The organism is Mechercharimyces mesophilus, from assembly GCF_059818345.1.
Genome location: NZ_JCBAPH010000005.1, coordinates 68861 through 91012 on the forward strand (window position 1 = coordinate 68861; position 22152 = coordinate 91012).

Here is a 22152-nt window from a genome sequence, read left to right on the forward strand (position 1 = left end):
AACGGACTCAATCAGATCAAACTCGTTTCAAGTCCATGCTGAAACAGCAGGAGGAACATCTCCACCCCCATTCCATTGAAAAGGTCCGTATATAAATGTGGGGGCAAAACGATATAAAAAGATAAAGCCTGTGGTCGCTGAAGTAGATAAATCACTCACCGACCACAGGCTCTTTTTCTTTACAGACAGGAATCCTCTCTACTTACTAACATAAGGAAAGAAAAGTCTGTCTTCTTTCTCTCTGCCTCCAGTTTATTTGATTAAGACAGTTGGCTTTGTTAGAGGAAGGATAATCCTTAATCCATATTGGTACAGGTGATCGTAACAATATCAACGTCATCTAATTCAGGTATATCACTTTGAAGCTCCATTTCCTCTATGATGAATGTGCTACTCAATTCCTTTTTTAGTCCTTGAAGATTTCCATGCTGGTTCCTATCCTCTAAGCAGATATCAAGAAAATAATTGTGCAAGAGCTCTGTGTCCTTTATTACGTCAACGGTAAGTAATAGTTTTCCACCGGGCTTTAACCAACGGTGTGCATTTTCCCAAATTCTTCTTCTGCTTGTGGCTGGGATATGTTCAACAGAGCTAATCGAGTATATACAATCGAATTCATTCTCTTCAAAGTGAAGATGATTTACATCAGCGAAGTAGGATATGATGTTTGGATGCAGGGGTTGGTAATCGATAAAACCCCATTCATACCAATTTGATCGATCCTTCCCCCACTCACGCTTCTCCTCCTTAAAAAAATCAACCGTATAAACCAGTGCTCCTTGTTGAGCGAGGTAGATTGGAAGTGGAGACAGACCGGTTCCTATATCCAATACTTTCTGCTTTTCCAATGCGCCTGCCTGATGAATCAACCACACATACTCAAAGGCACGGGACGAGTGTTTGACAAAAAAGGCAAAGTAATGTCGTGATAAGAAAACCAGTTGGTCGAGTAAATGAACATCTTTCGATTGACTACGTAACCGTTCCAGCAAGGGTTCAGAAATATCTTGTCTGCCACGTGGTATAAGCCAGCACTCCCTCCAAAGGCATAATGGCTTTCTCTTTATATGCTATATATTTTTTCACTCCCATCATTATGCTTTTCTTTCGAGAGGCCTCCTCCCTGAAGCAATGGGTATGTCATCGCCTTTTTAAAGAAGATGAGGTGTCAGAACGATTCTCGCTCACATATAACATAGTATAATTCAACCTTTCTTTTAAAAATAAGATGTATATAGTATGTAAGAGCCTAACGTTATATGAATAAGAAGCAGTGAAGGACGTGAGGATATTGTGCAGATCGATGGAATACAAATAGCTGCATGGGGACTACTGGACGCTGATATTCACTCAGCATACGGCGTATATGGTTTTCCAGCGACCGCTTTGGGAGAAAGGCTTCGCAAGATGATGACCCCATTTCACTGGAATATTAATGAAAAAATTTCATTTGAGTTGGCACTAGGGGTATCTGCTGGAGGACAGCGATCCGCCGTCATTATCAAGCAAGCTGGCATGAACATCTTTTATGACTCTTTAGTAAATGCGGTTGTCCATGGCATTGGAGGTGGTTTAATTATCCTCGCTACCGATGATATTGGTTGTAAAGCCTCTACTGTAGAACAGGATTCTCGGCAATTAGCTAAAATAGCGGGCATACCCGTCTTTGATCCCAATACAGCCAAAGAAGTTCGCTCTCTTCTCCCCCAAGTTTTCACTCTATCTGAAGCGACCTCAGTCCCCGTTCTCGTACGTCTAAGCTCCCGGTTATTAGAAGACTCGCACGAGGTAAAACCGATAATACCTCCTTCAGACATTCCAGACACAAATGGAAAAAGAAAAACTTACCGTGTAAATAAAGAAATTGCCAGAGATCTTTCCAAGCTAGGCCGTATGCACCACTACGAAGTCCATACTCTCCCACAGATGGCATCGTTCATGCAACAATATCCGGTCATTACTAGCGATCAGTCAACCGTTCAGCAACAGGAGATCGGTCTCATTTCCTGTGGGGGATGTGCTCATCTTGCCGAGGAGAGTGGTCTGCCTCTCTTGCAATTAAGAGCAATCTGGCCACTCCCCACTCAGAAAATACACTCTTTTATTACTAGATATAAGAAAGTAGTAGTATTAGAGGAACCACACGCGTTCCTGGAAGATGAGTTATGTAAATGGGTGTATCAGGAACGCATGGATGTACAAATCATCGGGAGAAACAACGGGGTATTTTCAAGAAGCGGTCCTCTCCATCAAAAGCGCGTAGCAGAAGTTCTGCAGCTGTTAAAAGAAGGAAAGCATCCAGCAATAGATCTGCCGATACCTGCCTCTCGGGGCAATAAGCCTCCAGAAAACGATCCATCACGGGTTCGTGTCTATCGTGCTTTATCTGACTGGGCAAGAGAAGAGTCGATCAACGTGGTTGTTGATGTCGGTTCGTCGATGGCCCTTAGTTATCAACCATATGATGTCGCAGAATGGAGTTATGGATTAGGCTCCCCCATCGCGGTTGCTACCGGTCTCGCCTGTGTGGAAAAAGAAGTTGTTGCCGTCATTGGAGACTTTGCTTTTCTTCATTCAGGCATCGCCTCATTAATGGAAGCTGTCACAAAAGGAAGTAACCTAAAAGTCGTTATTATCCATGACTTTATTTCGCGCAGGACAGGTGGGCAAGAGAACGCGTTCGCTCTTAAGAGGAAAGGTAAAAATCCTTTATCCCTGAAAACGATTCTTTCCGCTTGTGGGATAGAGCATCTCTATCCACTTGATGTCCACTCAACTACATCAGTGAAAAAAATCAGACAAGTTTATTCATCTTTACAAGAAGGGAGCGGAGTAAGCGTCGCGCTATTTACATTGTATGATAAATAACCCGTATAATCAGGGTGATATCTCATGAAACTCACGATCCGAACTCCTCAATGACATATCTTAAGAACATGTTATTCAACTGGCCTTCGGAAAGATAACTTTTTCTATCGGCACATCATCTCAGACCTCTTCTTTCTCTCTCATGTATTTCTCCGGCTCTATATTTGGCCCTTCCATGATAATTGCCATCATCCCCGTGTCAGAGCGAGATTCATGTTGCTCTCCTTCTTGCCAAAAAACCGCCTCCCCTGCCTGTATGCGTTGCCATTCACGTTCTTTTCCCATCACCCATCCATCACCTGTCACCACAAGCAAGAGTTGCGGAACTCCTGCAGGATGATCCCCCACTCGACCTCCTGCCTCTATGTGCAAGCAACCACTCTGCATAAATCCTTCCATACGTAATACGCGTGACAACTTCGCCTTTTCGCTCTCAAATTGAGTAATGGATATACCCACTTCTTTGTCAAAACGAAATAATCTCATATTTATGACCTCCTTAAGTAATAGCAAAATTTTATGTAATAATGTAACAAATATTCCCACATTAGCAATTCAACTGCTTTTGCTCCGATCGAGATGACCGATACCGTCTTATAAATCGTGCGCTTTCATTTTTTCCAGTTCTTTATCTCTTTTTTTGGATAAAGCTTTTCTTCCTTCTTCCCATTTTGCAAAAAGAAATATAGTCCCTAAAGACCACGCCAAAAACATCCAACCACCGGAGTTTTCTTTAAACAAATCAGTCAGTATCCCATAGATAAAAAAACCCGTATAGAAGAGCGGTAAGATAGCGCCTATCAGTAGTGACCAACCTCTTCTTCCTATAAAATATTGCACCCCTAGAATAAGAATACCCAGCACAAAATGAATCCAATGTTCCACAATTATCCTTCCTTTTCTTTTTTGTATTTATCAATAATTACTTTTGCAACATCTAAACTTAAACGCTCATCAATAACGAAGTGCTTGATCATATTGATAAACTCCACATCCTCCTCGCTTTGATCCATTTGTATTTTTTCAATTAGCCGATCTAACTTCGTTCGTACAGTGGGGTAGGATACTTCATATTCCTGCGCCATTCTTTTTAATGAACCTGAGTTTAATACAAATCTCTTTATAAACTCTAGCGATTCCTTATCCAGTGATAAAACCCATGATGGTATATCATCTCTTTCCATAACACCCACCCCTTATATAACTATATTAATATACAATTTAACTTAACGCAAATAAATACTCAATATTATTTAGATATATTTAAATAATATTAAAGAAGGCTATATCCTGACCATTTGGAAGTCCTATTTAGATACCCTTGTCTTAGTATCTTCCGCCTCATTTCTAACTCTCATGGCTGGTGTCGCACACTCCTGCATTGGAGAATTAGGTTTTATCAGTACAAAGGGGAAGTCTCCATTGAATCCTCTTTGATGCTTTTTAAACGTGGATTCAATGGAATAGGAGTAGTTCGCTGAACCGCTCCTTTTTATTTTTGACAGACCAAGTTAGTAGAACAATCCTCCCACACTTTAAATTCACATAATATTACAGTCTAGCAAAAAGGAGGAAGAATAATTGCTTCGCCCACCAGAATTTTTAGTCATTGGCACAATGAAATGTGGTACTTCTGCTTTCTATCGTCATCTCACCGCTCACCCTCTCATTCAACCTGCTAGGCAGAAAGAGGTTCATTTCTTCGATGTTCAATATGAAAAAGGGTGGAAATGGTATTTAAATCGATTTCCAAAGAGAAATCACTCTATTCTCTCTGGGGAAGCTTCCCCTCTCTATCTATTCCAGCCGTCTGTACCCATAAGAATTCATCGCCATTTACCTAGTATCAAATTGATTGTCCTCATGCGAAACCCTATAGATCGAGCCTACTCCCAATATCAACATTTTAAAAACTTTGACTGGATGAAAGGCATCTCATTTAAAGAGGCGCTGGAGCTAGAGAAAAAAACGTGGTGTAAGGAATGGATAGAAAAAAAGAACAATCAATCTCTCACAGTAAATGAGCGAAGATTTTCCTATCTAACTCGTGGCTCCTATGCAATTCAATTAAAGAGATGGATGAAATATTTCCCCAAAAAGCAATTTCTCTTTATTCGTAGCGAAGATTACTTTGGTCGTTCGCAAAAGATACTAAATGAGACATTCGACTTTTTAGAGATTCCTCATCATCGCTTACCACCTAACTCCATTAAGAATGGACAAAAACAGAGGCGCTATAACCCGATGGAACCATCGATGCGCAAACAACTCGCTCAACACTTTCTTCCTTCCAACCTTCAGCTTAACAAATTATTAAAGCGCGACTTCTCTTGGGATAAGTAAGTGATATCTACACGAACAAGTGTATATCACTATTCTTGTTTTTTAATGAAAAACCCTCAAGCCGAATCGGCTTGAGGGTTTATTCACACGAGAAATGATTACTCGGTGATTTTGGTTACGGCACCAGCACCTACGGTGCGGCCACCTTCGCGGATTGCGAAGCGGGTACCATCTTCGATCGCGATGGGGTTGATCAATTCAACCGTCATTTCGATGTTGTCACCAGGCATAACCATTTCGGTACCTTCTGGCAAGTGGATTACGCCCGTTACGTCCGTCGTACGGAAGTAGAACTGTGGACGGTAACCGTTGAAGAACGGGGTGTGACGTCCACCTTCGTCTTTACCCAATACGTATACTTGTGCTTCAAACTTCGTGTGTGGGTTAACGGATCCTGGCTTGGACAATACTTGCCCACGCTGGATTTGTTCACGATCTACACCACGAAGGAGTGCGCCGATGTTGTCGCCTGCTTCAGCAGAATCCAACAACTTACGGAACATCTCAACACCGGTAACGGTGGTTTTCTTGGTTTCTTCGTTGATCCCTACGATTTCGATTTCATCACCAACTGCGATGGTACCACGCTCAACACGACCGGTTGCAACGGTACCACGACCGGTAATGGTGAATACGTCCTCAACAGGCATCAAGAATGGCTTGTCGTTGTCACGTTCTGGCGTTGGAACGTACTCGTCCACTGCTGCCATCAGTTCCAAGATTTTGTCGCCATATTCACCTTCTGGATCTTCCAATGCTTTTAGAGCAGAACCAGAAACTACTGGGATATCGTCGCCTGGGAAGTCGTATTCGGAAAGAAGTTCACGCACTTCCATCTCAACGAGTTCCAACAACTCTTCATCGTCTACCATGTCTACTTTGTTCAAGAAGACAACGATGTGTTCTACGCCTACTTGGCTGGAGAGCAGGATATGCTCACGGGTTTGTGGCATTGGACCATCTGCTGCGGATACAACCAAGATGGAACCGTCCATTTGTGCCGCACCGGTGATCATGTTTTTAACATAGTCGGCGTGACCTGGGCAGTCCACGTGTGCATAGTGACGGTTATCGGTTTCATACTCAACGTGAGAGGTTGCAATCGTGATCCCACGCTCTCTTTCTTCTGGCGCGTTATCAATGGTATCAAACGCACGTGCTTCACCTGCACCGCTACGTACAGCCAATACAGTGGTAATCGCTGCGGTCAACGTGGTTTTCCCGTGGTCAACGTGTCCGATGGTTCCTACATTCACGTGAGGCTTGGAGCGCTCAAACTTTTCTCTTGCCATAGTTAAAATCCTCCTTTAGTAGATAAAAATAGTTTTGCTCTTTATAGTAAAGGGTAAGAGCCAACAAAATCAAGATCCATTTGCAATGATCTCTTCAGAAATGCTCTTCGGCACTTCTTCATAGTGATCAAATTGCATGGAGTAGTTCCCGCGACCTTGAGTCCGCGAACGCAAGGTCGTTGCATAACCAAACATCTCAGACAGTGGCACCATTGCGTTGATGATTTGTGCACCCGCACGGGTACTCATTCCTTCAACACGACCACGACGAGAGTTCACATCTCCCATAATGTCACCCATATATTCTTCTGGTACCGTCACTTCTACTTTCATGATCGGTTCGAGAATCACCGGGTTACACTTGGATTTAGCAGCTTTAAGTGCCATCGAACCGGCAATCTTAAAGGCCATCTCCGAGGAATCCACATCATGATAAGAACCATCAACGAGTTTAGCACGGATATCTACCAATGGGTAGCCTGCGAGTACCCCGTTTTGCATGGATTCTTCAATTCCATTTTGTACAGCTGGGATGTATTCACGAGGAACAACCCCACCCACGATCTTATTGACGAATTCGAAACCGCCTTCTTCTTCTTCCGTCATCGGTTCGAATTCAACCCACACATGACCGTATTGTCCACGGCCACCGGATTGGCGTACAAACTTCCCTTCCACTTTTGCTGCAGAGCGGAAAGTTTCTCTGTATGCCACTTGTGGTTGACCAACATTGGCATCCACTTTAAACTCACGTCTCAACCGATCCACGATAATATCAAGGTGAAGTTCACCCATTCCCTTAATAATCGTTTGTCCGGTTTCTTCGTTCGTCATCGTTTTGAAGGTCGGATCTTCTTCCGCCAACTTCGCCAAGGCCATTGCCATCTTATCTTGGTCACTCTTCGTCTTCGGTTCGATCGCGATCTCAATTACGGGATCAGGGAAGATCATGGACTCCAAGATAATAGGACTTTTTTCGTCACACAAGGTATCGCCCGTACCGGTGTCTTTGAGACCAACCGCTGCAGCGATATCTCCTGCATATACCGTCTTGATCTCTTCACGAGAGTTCGCGTGCATCTGTAGGATCCGTCCCACACGTTCACGCTTCTCTTTGGTGGAGTTCAAGACATAAGAACCTGAATCTAAGGTTCCAGAGTAGACACGGAAGAAGGTAAGCTTCCCTACATAAGGATCTGTCATGATCTTAAAGGCGAGCGCCGCAAACGGTTGATCATCACCTGATTCGCGTGTTTGCTCAGTGCCATCTGGAAGTAATCCTTGGATAGCTGGTACGTCCAGCGGTGATGGCATATAATCCACAACCGCATCCAACAGAAGTTGAACGCCTTTGTTTTTGTAAGAAGAACCGCATAGAACCGGAATGATTTCCACGTTACATACGCCTTTGCGTAGAGCCGCTTTCATCTCATCAACGGTTAGCTCTTCTCCTTCCAAGTACTTCTCCATCAGCTCTTCTTGCAATTCAGCGATCGCTTCGATGAGCTGTGTGCGGTGCTCTGCTGCTAGTTCTTGATACTCTGCAGGAATCTCACGACGTTCCGTACGTGTTCCGAGATCATCCTGATAGTAGAAAGCACAGTTCTCAATGAGGTCGATAATGCCTTCGAACTCATCTTCTTTCCCGATCGGCAATTGAATTGGTACGGCATTCGCACCCAATTGATCCTTCATCTGCTCGACCGCGCCCAAGAAGTTCGCTCCGATGATATCCATCTTATTAACATAAGCGATCCGTGGGACTTGATACTTATCTGCTTGACGCCAGACAGTTTCCGATTGCGGTTCTACGCCACCTTTGGCACAGAAAACACCAACGGATCCATCCAACACACGGAGGGAACGCTCCACCTCAACAGTAAAGTCAACGTGACCAGGGGTATCAATAATGTTCACACGATGGTCTTTCCACTGAGCTGTGGTTGCCGCAGAGGTAATGGTGATCCCCCGCTCTTGCTCTTGATCCATCCAGTCCATCGTTGCGGCACCTTCGTGTACCTCACCGATTTTATGAACACGACCAGTATAGAACAATACACGCTCAGTCGTTGTTGTCTTTCCTGCATCGATGTGCGCCATGATCCCAATATTTCGTGTATCCTTCAAGGAGAAATCACGTGCCATCGAAAAATGCTCCTTTCGTCATTCACACCAGAAGTTCGCCTACCAGCGATAGTGTGCAAATGCTCGGTTTGCTTCTGCCATACGGTGTACGTCTTCTCTCTTCTTCACAGCGGAACCCGCGTTGTTAGCCGCATCCAGGATTTCTCCTGCAAGGCGTTCTTGCATGGTTTTCTCTCCACGCAGACGCGCATAGCTAACCAACCAACGAAGTCCCAAGCTGGTACGACGCTCCGGTTTCACTTCGATCGGTACTTGGTAGTTCGCACCACCTACCCGACGAGCTTTTACTTCCAAAACTGGCATAATGTTTTTCAGTGCTTGTTCAAATACTTCCATTGGATCTTGTCCGGAACGAGCACGAATCAAATCAAATGCATCATATAGAATACGCTGGGCTTTCCCTTTCTTCCCTTCCAACATCAAGCGGTTGATCAAACGGGTAACCAACTTGCTATTGTAGATTGGATCAGGTAGTACTTCCCGGCGAGGTACTGGACCTTTACGAGGCATGATTTTCCCTCCTTTTCTTTTGTATAATTATTTTTTTGCACTTGTAGGCAATAAAAAAAGCTTAACTTACTTCTTTGGACGTTTCGCACCGTACTTGGAGCGTCCTTGCATCCGGTCTTTCACACCCGAGGTATCCAAAGCACCACGTACAATGTGATAACGTACACCAGGCAAGTCTTTTACACGTCCACCACGAACCAAGACAACAGAGTGCTCTTGTAGGTTGTGACCAATCCCTGGGATATAAGCCGTTACTTCAATCCCGTTGCTCAAGCGTACACGCGCATACTTCCGCAACGCGGAGTTCGGTTTCTTCGGCGTCATCGTACCTACACGGGTGCAGACACCCCGTTTTTGTGGCGAGCTTTGATTGGTAAACTCTTTACGGTAGCTGTTGTAACCGTATTGCAATGCTGGCGCGTCCGACTTGGTCGACTTGCTTTTGCGTCCTTTACGAACCAATTGGTTAATTGTTGGCATCTTGTTCGCACCTCCCTTTTCGTTAATATATAAGTCCACAGATCCAGGCGTTTTATAAAAAAGCAGGGCAAAGATCGATCATGAATCCATAATGGCAACGGTGGCTGCTCCCACCTCAATGCCACAAGCCTTCCCTAACTTTTTCATAGAATCCACATACTCAAACTGAACCTGATGATTTTCGCACATCGAAGTGATGGCTTGCATGATATGAGCATCCGCATCTCGAGCTACGAATACTTCTTGTGCTTTCCCTTGTTCGATGGCTTTCTTGGTCTGCTTGGTTCCGATCATACGCTTCTTTGCTTGTTTCACTTTTTCATAAGACATTGAATCGCCCTCCAAAGTGGCACATCCCAAGCACACGAAGCCATATTACCACCTTGCTCAGCGGTTGTCAATAGGGAGCATAAAAACTGGAGTTTAGAGGCAGGAGGCTCGAAGTCATCCTCTAGCTTCTCACTTCCTACCTCTTGCCTCAGCATGAAGAGGGTGACAGTCTGATAAAAATCCCTCATCCATCAAGGCTCCAGCCATCATTCCTTCTAACGGAATTACTCTACACTCACCGTCTCCAGCTCAGAAACTTCTTCTGTATCCAGTTCACCCTCAACATTTAAAGCGACACTGCGGTAACGCTGCATCCCGGTACCTGCCGGAATCAGCTTCCCGATAATAACGTTCTCTTTCAGTCCCAGCAATGGATCCACTTTTCCTTTGATCGCCGCATCTGTCAAGACACGTGTCGTCTCTTGGAAAGAAGCAGCCGACAAGAAGGATTCCGTTTCCAAGGAGGCTTTGGTAATCCCCAATAGCACAGGACGACCAATCGCTGGTTCGCCTCCTGCTGTAAAGACCTTGCGATTCGCCATTTCGAACTCATACAAGTCCATGATTTGTCCAGGCAAGAGATCGGTATCACCTGCATCGGTAATACGCACCTTGCGCATCATTTGACGAATCATCACCTCGACGTGCTTATCGCTAATCTCCACCCCTTGCAGACGGTACACCTTTTGCACCTCTTGCAGGATGTATCCCTGAACGCCGTGAACACCTTTAACGCGTAAGAGTTCTTTCGGATCGACGGAGCCTTCTGTCAGCTCATCGCCCGCTTCCACCAAGTCTCCCTCTGCTACCCGTAAACGGGAACCAAATGGAACAACATAGGTACGGGTCTCCACGTCACCCTTGATCTCGATTTCACGACGATCTTTCACTTCGCGAATCTCTTCGACAACACCGGGGACTTCACTGACAGGCGCTTGCCCTTTTGGATTACGCGCTTCGAATAGCTCCTGAATACGCGGCAAACCTTGGGTGATATCGTCTCCAGCAACCCCACCGGTATGGAAGGTACGCATCGTCAGCTGCGTTCCGGGTTCCCCGATCGATTGCGCAGCGATAATACCGACAGCTTCGCCCACTTCCACCGGGGTGCCCAATGCCAAGTTGCGGCCGTAGCATTTGATACATACACCATGATGCGTCCGACACGATAGCACGGAACGGATCACCACTTCTTCGACGCCCGCATCGATGATTTGCTGTGCTTTATCTTCATCGATCAACTCGTTAGGGCCAACGATCACGTCACCCGTTTCTGGATGGCGCGTGGTCGCAAAGGCATAGCGTCCCACAATACGATCGTACAGCTCTTCAATCACTTCATTCCCATCCGAAATACGACGAACCAGCTCTCCGCGATCCGTGCCACAATCATCTTCGCGCACGACCACATCTTGCGCAACGTCAACGAGACGACGGGTTAGATAACCGGAGTCTGCTGTCCGTAGCGCCGTATCAGCCAACCCTTTACGCGCACCGTGGGTGGAAATAAAGTATTCCAATACCGTGAGTCCCTCACGGAAATTCGATTTAATTGGGAGCTCCATGATCTTACCAGACGGACTGGCCATCAGACCGCGCATCCCTGCTAACTGGGTAATCTGCGAAACGTTCCCGCGCGCACCCGAGTTCGCCATCATATAGATTGGGTTGTTCCGACCCATTTTGCCCATCAAGATATCAGTGATATCGTCTTTCACTTGACTCCAGATAGAGATGACGCGATCATACCGCTCATCATCTGTAATCAATCCACGACGATACTGCTTCAAGACGTTCTCCACGTCTTGTTCTGCCTGAACGAGCATTTCTGGTTTTTCTTCCGGCACGATAACGTCAGAAACCGACATCGTCAAACCGGCTTTTGTCGAGTAAGTGAAACCGAGTTGCTTAATCGCATCCATAATGACGGAGGTCTTCGTCGTTCCATAACGACGGAAACACTCTGCAATCACCATGCCCAAGTACTTCTTCTTCACTGCTTCTTGTAGCGGTTGTGCTTGAATCTTCTCGCGTAAGTTGGTTCCTTTTTCGTGAACGAAGTACTTATCTGGAGTACCTTCTGCCAGGTTGTACTTGCTTGGTTCGTTGATATAAGGGAACTCTTTCGGGAAGATCTCGTTGAAGATCAGTTTACCTGGAGTAGTAAGCAAGAAGGACTCTCTCTGCTTTTCGGTAAAGCAGGTTTTGTCCAGCGATTTGACCGGCACAGCCACACGCGCATGCAAGGTAGCCAACCCTTGTTGGTAGGCACTGATGGCCTCATTGGGATCTGCAAAGATAAATCCTTCGCCTGTATCCTTCTCTTTTTCAAACGTGAGATAGTAACAGCCCAATACCATATCCTGCGATGGTGTAACAACCGGCTTCCCATCTTTCGGATTCAAAATGTTTTGCGCCGCTAACATCAACAGGCGTGCTTCTGCCTGCGCTTCTGCAGACAAGGGTACGTGTACCGCCATTTGGTCCCCGTCAAAGTCGGCATTATACGCCGTACAGACGAGCGGGTGCAATTTAATCGCACGTCCTTCAACCAAGATCGGTTCAAATGCCTGGATACCCAAGCGGTGCAAGGTAGGGGCACGGTTTAGGAGCACAGGGTGCTCTTTGATAACCTCTTCCAGCACATCCCATACTTCAGGATGAACCCGCTCTACTTTGCGCTTCGCACTCTTGATATTGTGTGCTAGATCTTTTTTGACAAGCTCCCGCATCACAAACGGCTTAAACAATTCCAATGCCATTTCTTTCGGCAGACCGCATTGGTACATCTTCAAATTGGGCCCGACCACGATAACGGAACGACCGGAATAGTCCACCCGTTTCCCCAGCAGGTTTTGCCGGAAGCGGCCTTGCTTCCCTTTTAGCATATGAGAAAGCGACTTCAGCGGACGGTTGCCTGGTCCGGTAACGGGACGACCACGTCGACCATTATCAATCAGGGCATCCACCGCTTCTTGCAACATCCGCTTCTCATTTTGCACGATAATGTCCGGAGCACCCAAATCCAAGAGACGCTTCAAACGGTTGTTACGGTTAATCACCCGACGATAGAGGTCATTCAAATCGGAGGTAGCAAACCGTCCACCATCCAGTTGCACCATCGGACGAAGCTCAGGTGGAATAACCGGTAGCACATCGAGAATCATCCAATCGGGATCATTTCCCGAATGACGGAAAGCTTCTACCACTTCCAAACGCTTGATTGCGCGGTTACGGCGTTGTCCCTGTGCTGTTAATAGATCTTCACGCAACATCTCCACTTCACGCTCTAAATCAATTTCAGCAAGCAGACGCTTGATCGCTTCCGCACCCATCATCGCTGAGAAAGCCGTTCCATATTTCTCGCGGTGACTACGGTACTCTTTTTCTGAGAGCAACTGCTTTTTCTCCAGTGGTGTTTCCCCTGGATCGATCACTACATAGGAAGCGAAGTAGATCACTTCCTCAAGCGAGCGAGGAGACATATCCAGCATTAAACCCATACGGCTGGGAATCCCTTTAAAGTACCAAATGTGTGAAACCGGAGCGGCCAATTCAATATGACCCATGCGCTCACGGCGCACCTTGGCACGTGTTACTTCCACGCCACAACGATCACAGACGACGCCTTTATACCGAACACGCTTATACTTGCCACAATGACACTCCCAATCCTTGGTAGGGCCAAAGATCTTTTCGCAGAATAAGCCTTCTTTCTCCGGTTTTAAGGTACGATAGTTAATCGTTTCTGGCTTTTTCACTTCTCCCCGCGACCACGAGCGAATCTTGTTGGGGGAAGACAATCCAATCTTCATGTATTCAAAGTTATTGACGTCCAGCACAGGGCATCCCTCCCTTACGGATCAACCTGCCATCAGGAAACCGATGAAGAGATTCACCTTTAGTGACTCTCCTCATAATCGGCACCATCCTTTGGATTTGACGGCTCATCGTCTTCATCCAGTTCCTTCATTTCGATCTCCTGCTCGTCTGCCGAGAGGATTTTCACATCCATCCCTAAGCTTTGCAGTTCCTTGATCAATACCTTAAACGACTCGGGTACACCCGGTTCCGGTACATTTTCACCTTTGACAATCGACTCATACGTTTTCACACGACCAATGACATCATCCGATTTCACCGTCAGAATCTCTTGTAGTGTATAGGCGGCTCCGTAGGCTTTGAGAGCCCACACCTCCATCTCACCAAAACGCTGTCCACCAAACTGCGCTTTCCCGCCCAGTGGTTGCTGGGTTACTAGCGAGTAAGGTCCGGTGGAACGAGCATGGATCTTGTCGTCAACCATATGAGCCAGCTTGATCATATACATGACCCCGACCGTCACGCGGTTCTCAAATTCTTCACCTGTCCGCCCATCAAAGAGGTGAGTTTTCCCATCTTCAGAAAGACCCGCTTCTTTCAGCGTCGAAAAGACGTCTTCCTCCGTTGCCCCATCAAAAACAGGCGTCGCCACATGGATTCCTAGCTGTTTCGCTGCCATCCCGAGGTGTACTTCTAACACCTGTCCGATGTTCATCCGCGATGGTACCCCAAGTGGATTGAGGACAACTTGTACAGGCGTACCATCTGGCAAGAATGGCATATCCTCTTCTGGAAGGACACGAGCGATAACCCCTTTGTTACCATGACGCCCCGCCATCTTATCACCCTCAGAGATCTTCCGCTTTTGGGCGATATAACAGCGTACCAATTGATTGACGCCAGGTGGGAGTTCATCCCCGTTCTCTCTAGTAAAGACTTTGACATCTACCACAATTCCATCGGTTCCGTGTGGAACACGTAAAGAAGTGTCGCGTACTTCACGCGCTTTTTCACCAAAGATCGCATGCAAAAGACGTTCTTCTGCGGTCAATTCGGTTACGCCCTTTGGCGTTACTTTACCGACGAGAATATCGCCCGACTTGATCTCGGCACCTACGCGGATAATCCCACGCTCATCCAAGTTTTTCAGCGCATCTTCCCCTACATTCGGGATATCACGCGTGATTTCTTCTGGACCCAACTTGGTGTCGCGTGCTTCACTTTCATACTCTTCGATGTGAATCGAGGTATAAACGTCTTCTTTGACTAGTTTTTCACTTAAGAGAATCGCATCCTCGTAGTTGTACCCTTCCCACGTCATAAAGGCAACAAGGACGTTTTGACCGAGCGCCATCTCGCCCAGTTCTGTCGATGGGCCATCAGCGATAATCTCGCCTTTTTGCACCCGTTCACCCGCCCGCGCAATCGGGCGCTGATTCACACACGTCCCTTGGTTGGAGCGAATAAACTTCTGTAAACGGTATACGTCAAGATCCCCTTGCACCAATTGCCCGTCTACTTCTTCTTCATGGCGAATCCATACTTCATCCGCAACCACACGCTCAACCAATCCTGGGCGCTTGGCTAGCACACATACACCCGAATCTTTCGCGGATACATGCTCCATTCCTGTCCCGATAAATGGCGAACGCGGAATAAGGAGTGGTACGGCTTGCCGTTGCATGTTGGAGCCCATCAATGCGCGGTTGGAGTCATCATTCTCCAAGAAGGGAATACAGGCGGTTGCAACCGAAACCACTTGTTTCGGCGAAACGTCCATAAAGTCCACTTCTTCCCGAGCAATCGGCAAGTTCTCCTCTTTATAGCGAGAAATCACTTGCTCATTGATGAACTGACCCTCATCGCCTAGCATTTCATTTGCTTGGGCAATGTAATAGTTATCTTCCTCGTCCGCTGTCAGGTAGACAATCTCTTCCGTTACACGGTTCGTATCTGGATCCACCTTACGATAAGGTGTTTCGATAAATCCAAACTCATTGATCCGTGCATAAGAGGAGAGGGAGTTAATCAAGCCGATATTGGGACCCTCTGGGGTTTCAATCGGACACATACGACCGTAGTGAGAGTGGTGAACGTCACGCACTTCAAAGCCTGCGCGCTCACGCGTCAGCCCCCCAGGACCGAGTGCAGACAACCGCCGTTTATGGGTCAACTCTGCTAGCGGGTTCGTTTGATCCATAAATTGCGATAGCTGACTACTACCAAAAAACTCTTTAATGGAGGCAATAACAGGACGAATGTTAATCAGCGCTTGCGGTGTAATCGCATTTGCATCTTGAATCGACATCCGCTCACGAACCACCCGTTCCATACGCGACAACCCGATCCGGAACTGATTTTGTAGGAGCTCTCCTACGGACCGGAGGCGACGGTTTCCTAAGTGGTCGATATCATCCGTACTACCTACCCCATGTAAAAGATTAATAAAGTAGTTGATTGAAGAGATAATATCGGTTGCGGTGATATTTTTAACCGAAGAGTCAACGCCTCCATTGGAGAGCACTTTGATGACATGCCCTTCTTGTTGCGGAGATACGATCTTCACCGATTGTAGGTGAATCGCTTCAGCCTCTGTTACCCCACCACGAATATTTTTCTCTTCCCAGCCATAACCATTGTCTTCTGCTAAGTGTGGCAAGAGCTTATCTAGCACACGGCGCTCCAACACATCTCCTGCGGCGGCAATGATTTCACCGGTACTCGGATCAACAATCGATTCCGCGAGCGTCTGACCGAGAAGACGGTTTTTGATGTGCAATTTCTTGTTCATTTTATAGCGACCGACATTGGCCAAGTCATAACGTTTGGGATCGAAGAAGCGTGAGTATAAGAGACTGCGTGCATTATCTGCTGTCGGAGGTTCTCCCGGACGCAGACGCTCATAGATCTCAATCAGCGCTTTTTCCGTGTTGCCTGTGTTGTCCTTATCCAGCGTATTATGGATGTATTCGTCTTCCCCGAGCAAATCCAAGATCTCTGCATCAGAACTGAAACCTAAGGCACGTAAAAGAACCGTCACCGGTATTTTCCGTGTACGATCGATACGCACATAGATAATATCCTTGGCGTCGGTTTCATATTCGAGCCAGGCTCCACGGTTCGGGATAACGGTTGCTGTATAAGCATTCTTCCCATTCTTATCAACTTTAGCGTTGTAGTAGACGCTTGGCGAACGAACCAACTGGCTGACAATCACCCGTTCCGCCCCGTTAATAACAAATGTCCCTGTCTCGGTCATCAATGGGAAATCTCCCATGAAAACTTCTTGTTCTTTTACTTCGCCTGTTTCCTTGTTGATCAAACGCACCTTCACACGAAGCGGTGCAGAATATGTGACATCCCGTTCTTTCGATTCTTCGACCGAATACTTAGGCTCACCTAAACTATAATCGATAAACTCCAGAATCAAGTTCCCGGTAAAATCTTCAATCGGTGAAATGTCCTGAAACATTTCTCTTAAGCCTTTCTCGAGGAACCATTCGTACGACTTCTGTTGAATCTCAATCAAATTGGGCAGATCCAACACTTCATCAATTCTTGAATAGCTTCTCCGCTGGCGCCGACCATACTGGACCAGTTTACCTACCAAACAAGTTCCCCCCTCGTACCCAGTCGATTCAGAGCAATGGGTTCCTGCAAAAAAAGAAAATGGGCTATTTTTAACCACATTTTTCCGCAATAAACAACCTATTGACCTAGTCTTACCCAATGTCTGGTCGTTTATTCATTTTTCCCAAATCAGTCATGGAAAAATATCGGGATAGCAAGAAAGTTCCGAACCCCGATAGGTACCGACATTTTGGCATTATCTAAGATTAGCATAGATGGTTCTGGATGTCAACGTTTTTTCGCGCATAAAATCCAGTACCCTTTTTCCTTCGTAACAACTTCTACCTCAAGCTGCAGTCGTTCTAACTCCACCACAGCAGAAGCCGCTCCTTGCTGCTTACGAATTACAATCCATAGCTCTCCACCTGTCTTCAAGTGATCCTTCGCTTGTCGGAACAAGTCATATACCACTTGCTTGCCCGTTCGAATGGGCGGATTGGTCAAAATCACGTCGTAGTCCTTCTCTGCCACTTCAGCGAAACCATCGCTTGCAAGCACTTCTACTCGCTCAGCAACCCCATTGAGATTCGCATTTTCTGTGGCCAGTTCCACTGCTCGTTCATTGACATCCACCATCGTAACCTGGCATTGCGGACGAAAGGCCGCACAAGCAATCCCTACCGCTCCATACCCGCATCCGAGATCCAGCAAATCACCCTCACTTGGTAGATCACATGTCTCAATCAATAAGCGGCTACCATAATCCACTCCTTGTTTGGAGAAGACACCGGCACCTGCATAAAAACGAAAGACGCGCTCACCCAAGCGAGCCTCTAACAAATGCTGTTTCTTTTCTGATTCTGGTTGTTGCGAGAAATAGTGATCGCCCACGATCCATCCTCCTTATAAAACAGACCCGCCGGCACTTAAGCGACGGGTCCGACCGGCTTTGATGGACTACTTCACTTCCACTTTTGCGCCGACTTCTTCTAATTGGGATTTGATATCTTCGGCATCTTCTTTGGAAACGCCTTCTTTTACTGGGCTTGGAGCACCGTCTACCATTGCTTTTGCCTCTTTGAGACCCAAGCCGGTGATGCCACGAACCACTTTGATTACTTTGATTTTGGAAGCACCTGCGTCTGCCAAGATCACGTCGAATTCGGTTTGCTCTACTGCTGCACCTGCTTCTCCGCCGCCTCCGGCAACAGCTACTGGTGCTGCTGCGGTTACACCAAACTCTTCTTCAATTGCTTTAACTAAGTCGTTCAATTCCAAAACAGTCATGCCTTTGATCGCTTCAATGATCTCTTGATGGGACATGATGAAACCTCCTTGTTTATCATTATGATTATGCATTTAATAGAGAGCCACTAAGGTCTATCCTAAGCGGACTCTTCTTCATTTTTGTCAGCCACTGCTTGAACAGCCAACGCCATATTGCGCATCGGTGCTTGCAAGACGCTAAGCAACATGGACAAGAGCCCTTCGCGTGAAGGCATCTTCGCGAGTTCTTGAATCGCTTCTTTGCTTACCACGCGGCCTTCCACGACACCGCCTTTAATTTCTAGCGCTTCGTGTTCTTTAGCGAAGTTGTAGATGATCTTTGCTGGAGCAACCACATCTTCCGTGCTGAATGCAATTGCAGTCGGCCCGTTTAGATGCTCATCCAAGTCAGTCAACTCAAGCTTCGCCGTCGCACGACGTGTCATCGTGTTTTTCAACACCTTGTACTCCACGCCTGCTTCACGCAATTGCTTACGCAACTCGTTCGATTCCGTTACATCCAGACCGCGATAGTCGGTCAGAATGGTCGCTTGACTCGCTTCCAAAAGCGCGACAATCTCTTCGACGACTTTTTTCTTCTGCTCGATAATCTGAGACACAGGTTCCACCTCCTCGACAGTACCTTTCAATCAACATAAAAAGAGCCTTCGCAGACAGACGAAGGCCGGGAATAAATCTCTAAGGATTATCCTCCACCTCGGTAGGATATTAAGCGCGCTCTGGCACACCTACTGTCTGCGGTAGCATTCATTTTATCCGATTGTCATCAGCTTTCCTATCATACTTAATTTCTCGCATGATTGTCAAGCATTAACGAGTGACGTAACCACCCGTGTTCACTCCTACCCCAGGACCCATGGTTGAGGAAACAGAGAGATTTTTCATATACTTCCCTTTGGCTGCAGCTGGCTTCGCTTTGAGTAAAGCATCTACCAGAGCTTGCAAGTTGGCTTCCAATTGTTCGTTGTCAAAGGACACTTTTCCAATTGGGCAGTGAATGTTCCCTGCTTTATCAGCGCGGTACTCAATTTTACCCGCTTTGATTTCACCAACCGCTTTTTCTACTTCAAACGTAACGGTGCCGGTTTTCGGGTTAGGCATAAGTCCCTTTGGACCCAAAGTACGGCCCAATTTCCCTACTTGACCCATCATGTCTGGAGTAGCAACAACGACATCGAAGTCGAGCCAGCCCTGAAGTACTTTATTGACGAGATCTTCATCGCCGACGAAGTCTGCTCCTGCATTTTCTGCTTCTTTCGCTTTTTCCCCTTTTGCAAAAACCAATACACGTTTGGTTTTACCGGTTCCATGCGGAAGAACGACAGCTCCACGCACTTGCTGGTCAGCACGTTTTACATTGATGCCGAGACGAAAAGCAGCTTCCACTGTTTCGTCAAACTTCGCCGGGGCGATCTCTTTCACCAATGCCAATGCATCCGCCGGTTCATATGCTTTTTCCCGGTCTACTTTTTTCGTAACCTCTTGATACTTTTTACCTTTTTTCGCCACGTTTCTTCACTCCCTTCGTGGTCATAACGGATTTTTCCTCCCACTCGCTCGCGCTACCCGTGGCGGAAGCGGAGCGACGTACCTTTAGTCTTCGATAACGATCCCCATGCTACGAGCGGTACCTTCTACCATACGCATTGCCGCTTCCACATCTGCCGCATTCAAATCAGGCATTTTGGTTTCAGCGATTTCACGCACTTTGTCCCGCTTAACGGTCGCTACTTTATTTCGATTTGGTTCTCCAGAACCAGACTCAATCCCAGCTGCTTTCTTCAAAAGAATGGCTGCTGGTGGGGTCTTGGTGATGAAGTCAAATGAACGATCTTCAAAAACCGTGATTTCCACCGGAATAATCATCCCGGCTTGATCTGACGTGCGGGCATTAAATTCCTTACAAAAGCCCATGATATTGACCCCAGCTTGCCCGAGCGCCGGACCTACAGGCGGTGCCGGGTTGGCTTTACCGGCAGGGATCTGCAATTTGACAACTTTCATTACTTTCTTGGCCACGCCGACCAACCTCCTTCAAAAATGTGGTTCTCGCGGGTTGCACCCTCCCACTTCACGCACAAAACACTTCTTACTTTATCACAAACCTCATGCAAAAGAAAGGGACGGATTGCATCATAATTTTTCCGCTTGCTCAAAATCCAGTTCAACCGGTGTCTCGCGTCCAAACATATCGACGAGTACCTTTAGTTTTTGTCGGTCCACATCCACTTCTTCGACCTTTCCGACAAAGTCGGCAAACGGTCCCTCTTTCACTTTTACGGTTTCATTTACTGCAAAGTCAACCTTTGTTAGTGCATCTGTCAATCCCATTTGACGCAAGATGGCTTCCGCTTCATACGGCATAAGGGGAGTTGGTTTCGATCCAGCTCCAGAAGAACCAACAAAACCCGTCACACCCGGTGTATTCCGTACGACATACCATGAGTCGTCCGTCATGACCATTTCTACCAGAACATAACCCGGAAAGGTTTTTTTCATCACCGATTTTCGTTTTCCATCTTTGTGCTCCACTTCTTCTTCCATGGGCACAAGGACACGAAAGATTTTATCTTCCATTTCCATCGAGTAAACCCGCTTTTCCAGGTTGGCCTTCACTTTGTTCTCGTAGCCCGAATATGTGTGAACTACATACCAATTCTTCTCCATGAACTCAGGGCAACTGTCGCCCTGTCCCCCCTTATGACAGATTTGATCAACCCGTCACCAGCTTGGTCAATTGACTAACTCCAAGATCGATGACAGCAAAAAACAATGTAAGAAAGAGGACCGTGACGATTACAACAATGGTATAACTCGTTAATTCTTTACGAGACGGCCAGCGAACTTTTTTCAGTTCGGTTACACTTCCACTGAAAAAATTGGCTGTCCCAGTGAAGCTTTTTTTAATTCGACCGAGAATGCCCATGCTCGTCACCCCCATAACGCCTTGCGGCGAAATTATTTTGTCTCACGGTGAACCTTGTGCCCGTTGCACCGGGGGCAGAATTTTTTAAACTCCATCCGGTCCGGATGCTTCCGCTTATTCTTCTCTGTCGTATAGTTACGTTCCTTACAGTCCGTACAAGCCATCGTAACAATAACCCGCATGCGAACACCTCCTTTAGACCTCGCAAATCGCTTATTCTCATATAGAAAATACCCAAATCACTTTATCACAACGAGGAAGCAGTGTCAATGAAAGAGAGCCCGACACATCCGTCCTCTCAACTATTATGGACGAATCCTACCAGGCTCTAAACTGGCAATCTGTAAGTAGTATACACGTTTTACTTGCATCCTTAAACAACCCACTAGATTCAGGAAATCCTCCGCTTCATGCAATCGCTAATATTCTATTAATTTTCTTCGCTACAAAAGAAACAGATGTCTCATATTGCCCGTTTGTTCTAAACATCCTGTCTCAAAGGGACTAACCAGTTAGATAAAATTTTTGTACTGAGAAAAAGGAATTCTCTCTGAAGCCGTCGAAAAGTATTTTATGGTA

The 22152-nt window shown here is 46.5% G+C and carries 21 protein-coding genes and 1 other annotated feature; of the genes, 2 read left to right on the plus strand and 19 right to left on the minus strand.

The window, feature by feature from the left end; translation table 11 throughout:
* Positions 1-296: 296 nt before the first annotated feature.
* Positions 297-992 (minus strand): class I SAM-dependent methyltransferase, encoded by a 696-nt coding sequence (locus AC6RGY_RS13005; protein WP_499863557.1) that lies wholly within the window; start codon positions 990-992, stop codon positions 297-299.
* Between the two features lie 301 nt (positions 993-1293).
* On the opposite strand from AC6RGY_RS13005, the gene AC6RGY_RS13010 reads away from it, so the two are divergent.
* Positions 1294-2868, plus strand: coding sequence for a thiamine pyrophosphate-dependent enzyme (locus AC6RGY_RS13010; protein ID WP_499863559.1), 1575 nt, complete (start codon positions 1294-1296; stop codon positions 2866-2868).
* Between the two features lie 120 nt (positions 2869-2988).
* On the opposite strand, the gene AC6RGY_RS13015 is transcribed toward AC6RGY_RS13010, so the two are convergent.
* From AC6RGY_RS13015 to AC6RGY_RS13025, 3 genes are all read right to left on the minus strand, one after another.
* Positions 2989-3354 (minus strand): cupin domain-containing protein, encoded by a 366-nt coding sequence (locus tag AC6RGY_RS13015; RefSeq protein ID WP_499863561.1) that lies wholly within the window; start codon positions 3352-3354, stop codon positions 2989-2991.
* Positions 3355-3462: 108 nt separating this feature from the next.
* Positions 3463-3753, minus strand: coding sequence for a hypothetical protein (locus AC6RGY_RS13020; RefSeq protein ID WP_499863563.1), 291 nt, complete (start codon positions 3751-3753; stop codon positions 3463-3465).
* A 2-nt stretch (positions 3754-3755) separates the two neighbouring features.
* Positions 3756-4052 (minus strand): DUF2089 family protein, encoded by a 297-nt coding sequence (locus AC6RGY_RS13025; RefSeq protein WP_499863565.1) that lies wholly within the window; start codon positions 4050-4052, stop codon positions 3756-3758.
* A gap of 397 nt (positions 4053-4449) precedes the next feature.
* Here AC6RGY_RS13025 and AC6RGY_RS13030 point away from each other — a divergent pair, with 397 nt between their 5' ends.
* Positions 4450-5211 carry a sulfotransferase domain-containing protein gene (locus AC6RGY_RS13030; RefSeq protein ID WP_499863567.1) on the plus strand — a complete coding sequence of 254 codons (762 nt, stop codon included), beginning with the start codon at positions 4450-4452 and terminating at the stop codon, positions 5209-5211.
* A gap of 98 nt (positions 5212-5309) precedes the next feature.
* Here the strand turns inward: AC6RGY_RS13030 and tuf are convergent, their stop codons facing one another.
* From tuf to rpmG, 15 genes are all read right to left on the minus strand, one after another.
* The gene (gene tuf, locus AC6RGY_RS13035; RefSeq protein WP_499863569.1) at positions 5310-6503 is read right to left on the minus strand and encodes an elongation factor Tu; all 1194 of its coding nucleotides are present in this window, start codon (positions 6501-6503) and stop codon (positions 5310-5312) included.
* A gap of 69 nt (positions 6504-6572) precedes the next feature.
* Positions 6573-8648, minus strand: coding sequence for an elongation factor G (fusA, locus tag AC6RGY_RS13040; protein ID WP_499863571.1), 2076 nt, complete (start codon positions 8646-8648; stop codon positions 6573-6575).
* Positions 8649-8687: 39 nt separating this feature from the next.
* Positions 8688-9158 carry a 30S ribosomal protein S7 gene (gene rpsG, locus AC6RGY_RS13045; RefSeq protein ID WP_499863573.1) on the minus strand — a complete coding sequence of 157 codons (471 nt, stop codon included), beginning with the start codon at positions 9156-9158 and terminating at the stop codon, positions 8688-8690.
* Positions 9159-9224: 66 nt separating this feature from the next.
* Complete coding sequence (gene rpsL / locus AC6RGY_RS13050) at positions 9225-9638, minus strand: 30S ribosomal protein S12 (RefSeq protein ID WP_499863575.1); 414 nt, start codon at positions 9636-9638, stop codon at positions 9225-9227.
* 78 nt (positions 9639-9716) lie between these two features.
* The gene (locus AC6RGY_RS13055) at positions 9717-9968 is read right to left on the minus strand and encodes a 50S ribosomal protein L7ae-like protein (RefSeq protein ID WP_499863577.1); all 252 of its coding nucleotides are present in this window, start codon (positions 9966-9968) and stop codon (positions 9717-9719) included.
* 224 nt (positions 9969-10192) lie between these two features.
* The gene (gene rpoC, locus AC6RGY_RS13060; RefSeq protein ID WP_499863579.1) at positions 10193-13810 is read right to left on the minus strand and encodes a DNA-directed RNA polymerase subunit beta'; all 3618 of its coding nucleotides are present in this window, start codon (positions 13808-13810) and stop codon (positions 10193-10195) included.
* A 59-nt stretch (positions 13811-13869) separates the two neighbouring features.
* Positions 13870-17400, minus strand: a complete 3531-nt coding sequence (rpoB, locus tag AC6RGY_RS13065) for a DNA-directed RNA polymerase subunit beta (RefSeq protein ID WP_499863582.1) — start codon at positions 17398-17400, stop codon at positions 13870-13872.
* A gap of 248 nt (positions 17401-17648) precedes the next feature.
* On the minus strand, positions 17649-18251 hold the full coding sequence (locus AC6RGY_RS13070; protein WP_499863583.1) for a class I SAM-dependent methyltransferase: 603 nt from the start codon (positions 18249-18251) through the stop codon (positions 17649-17651).
* 66 nt (positions 18252-18317) lie between these two features.
* Complete coding sequence (rplL, locus tag AC6RGY_RS13075; RefSeq protein WP_499863584.1) at positions 18318-18683, minus strand: 50S ribosomal protein L7/L12; 366 nt, start codon at positions 18681-18683, stop codon at positions 18318-18320.
* A gap of 62 nt (positions 18684-18745) precedes the next feature.
* On the minus strand, positions 18746-19246 hold the full coding sequence (gene rplJ / locus AC6RGY_RS13080; protein WP_499863586.1) for a 50S ribosomal protein L10: 501 nt from the start codon (positions 19244-19246) through the stop codon (positions 18746-18748).
* A 29-nt stretch (positions 19247-19275) separates the two neighbouring features.
* Positions 19276-19406 (minus strand) — a sequence feature (ribosomal protein L10 leader region).
* 51 nt (positions 19407-19457) lie between these two features.
* Positions 19458-20156, minus strand: coding sequence for a 50S ribosomal protein L1 (rplA, locus tag AC6RGY_RS13085; protein ID WP_499863588.1), 699 nt, complete (start codon positions 20154-20156; stop codon positions 19458-19460).
* Positions 20157-20240: 84 nt separating this feature from the next.
* The gene (gene rplK / locus AC6RGY_RS13090; RefSeq protein WP_499863589.1) at positions 20241-20666 is read right to left on the minus strand and encodes a 50S ribosomal protein L11; all 426 of its coding nucleotides are present in this window, start codon (positions 20664-20666) and stop codon (positions 20241-20243) included.
* 114 nt (positions 20667-20780) lie between these two features.
* Positions 20781-21314, minus strand: a complete 534-nt coding sequence (nusG, locus tag AC6RGY_RS13095) for a transcription termination/antitermination protein NusG (RefSeq protein WP_499863591.1) — start codon at positions 21312-21314, stop codon at positions 20781-20783.
* Between the two features lie 46 nt (positions 21315-21360).
* Positions 21361-21573: a preprotein translocase subunit SecE gene (secE, locus tag AC6RGY_RS13100; RefSeq protein ID WP_499863592.1), complete on the minus strand. Its 213-nt coding sequence runs from the start codon at positions 21571-21573 to the stop codon at positions 21361-21363.
* Between the two features lie 32 nt (positions 21574-21605).
* Complete coding sequence (gene rpmG, locus AC6RGY_RS13105; RefSeq protein WP_499863594.1) at positions 21606-21755, minus strand: 50S ribosomal protein L33; 150 nt, start codon at positions 21753-21755, stop codon at positions 21606-21608.
* Positions 21756-22152 lie beyond the last annotated feature (397 nt).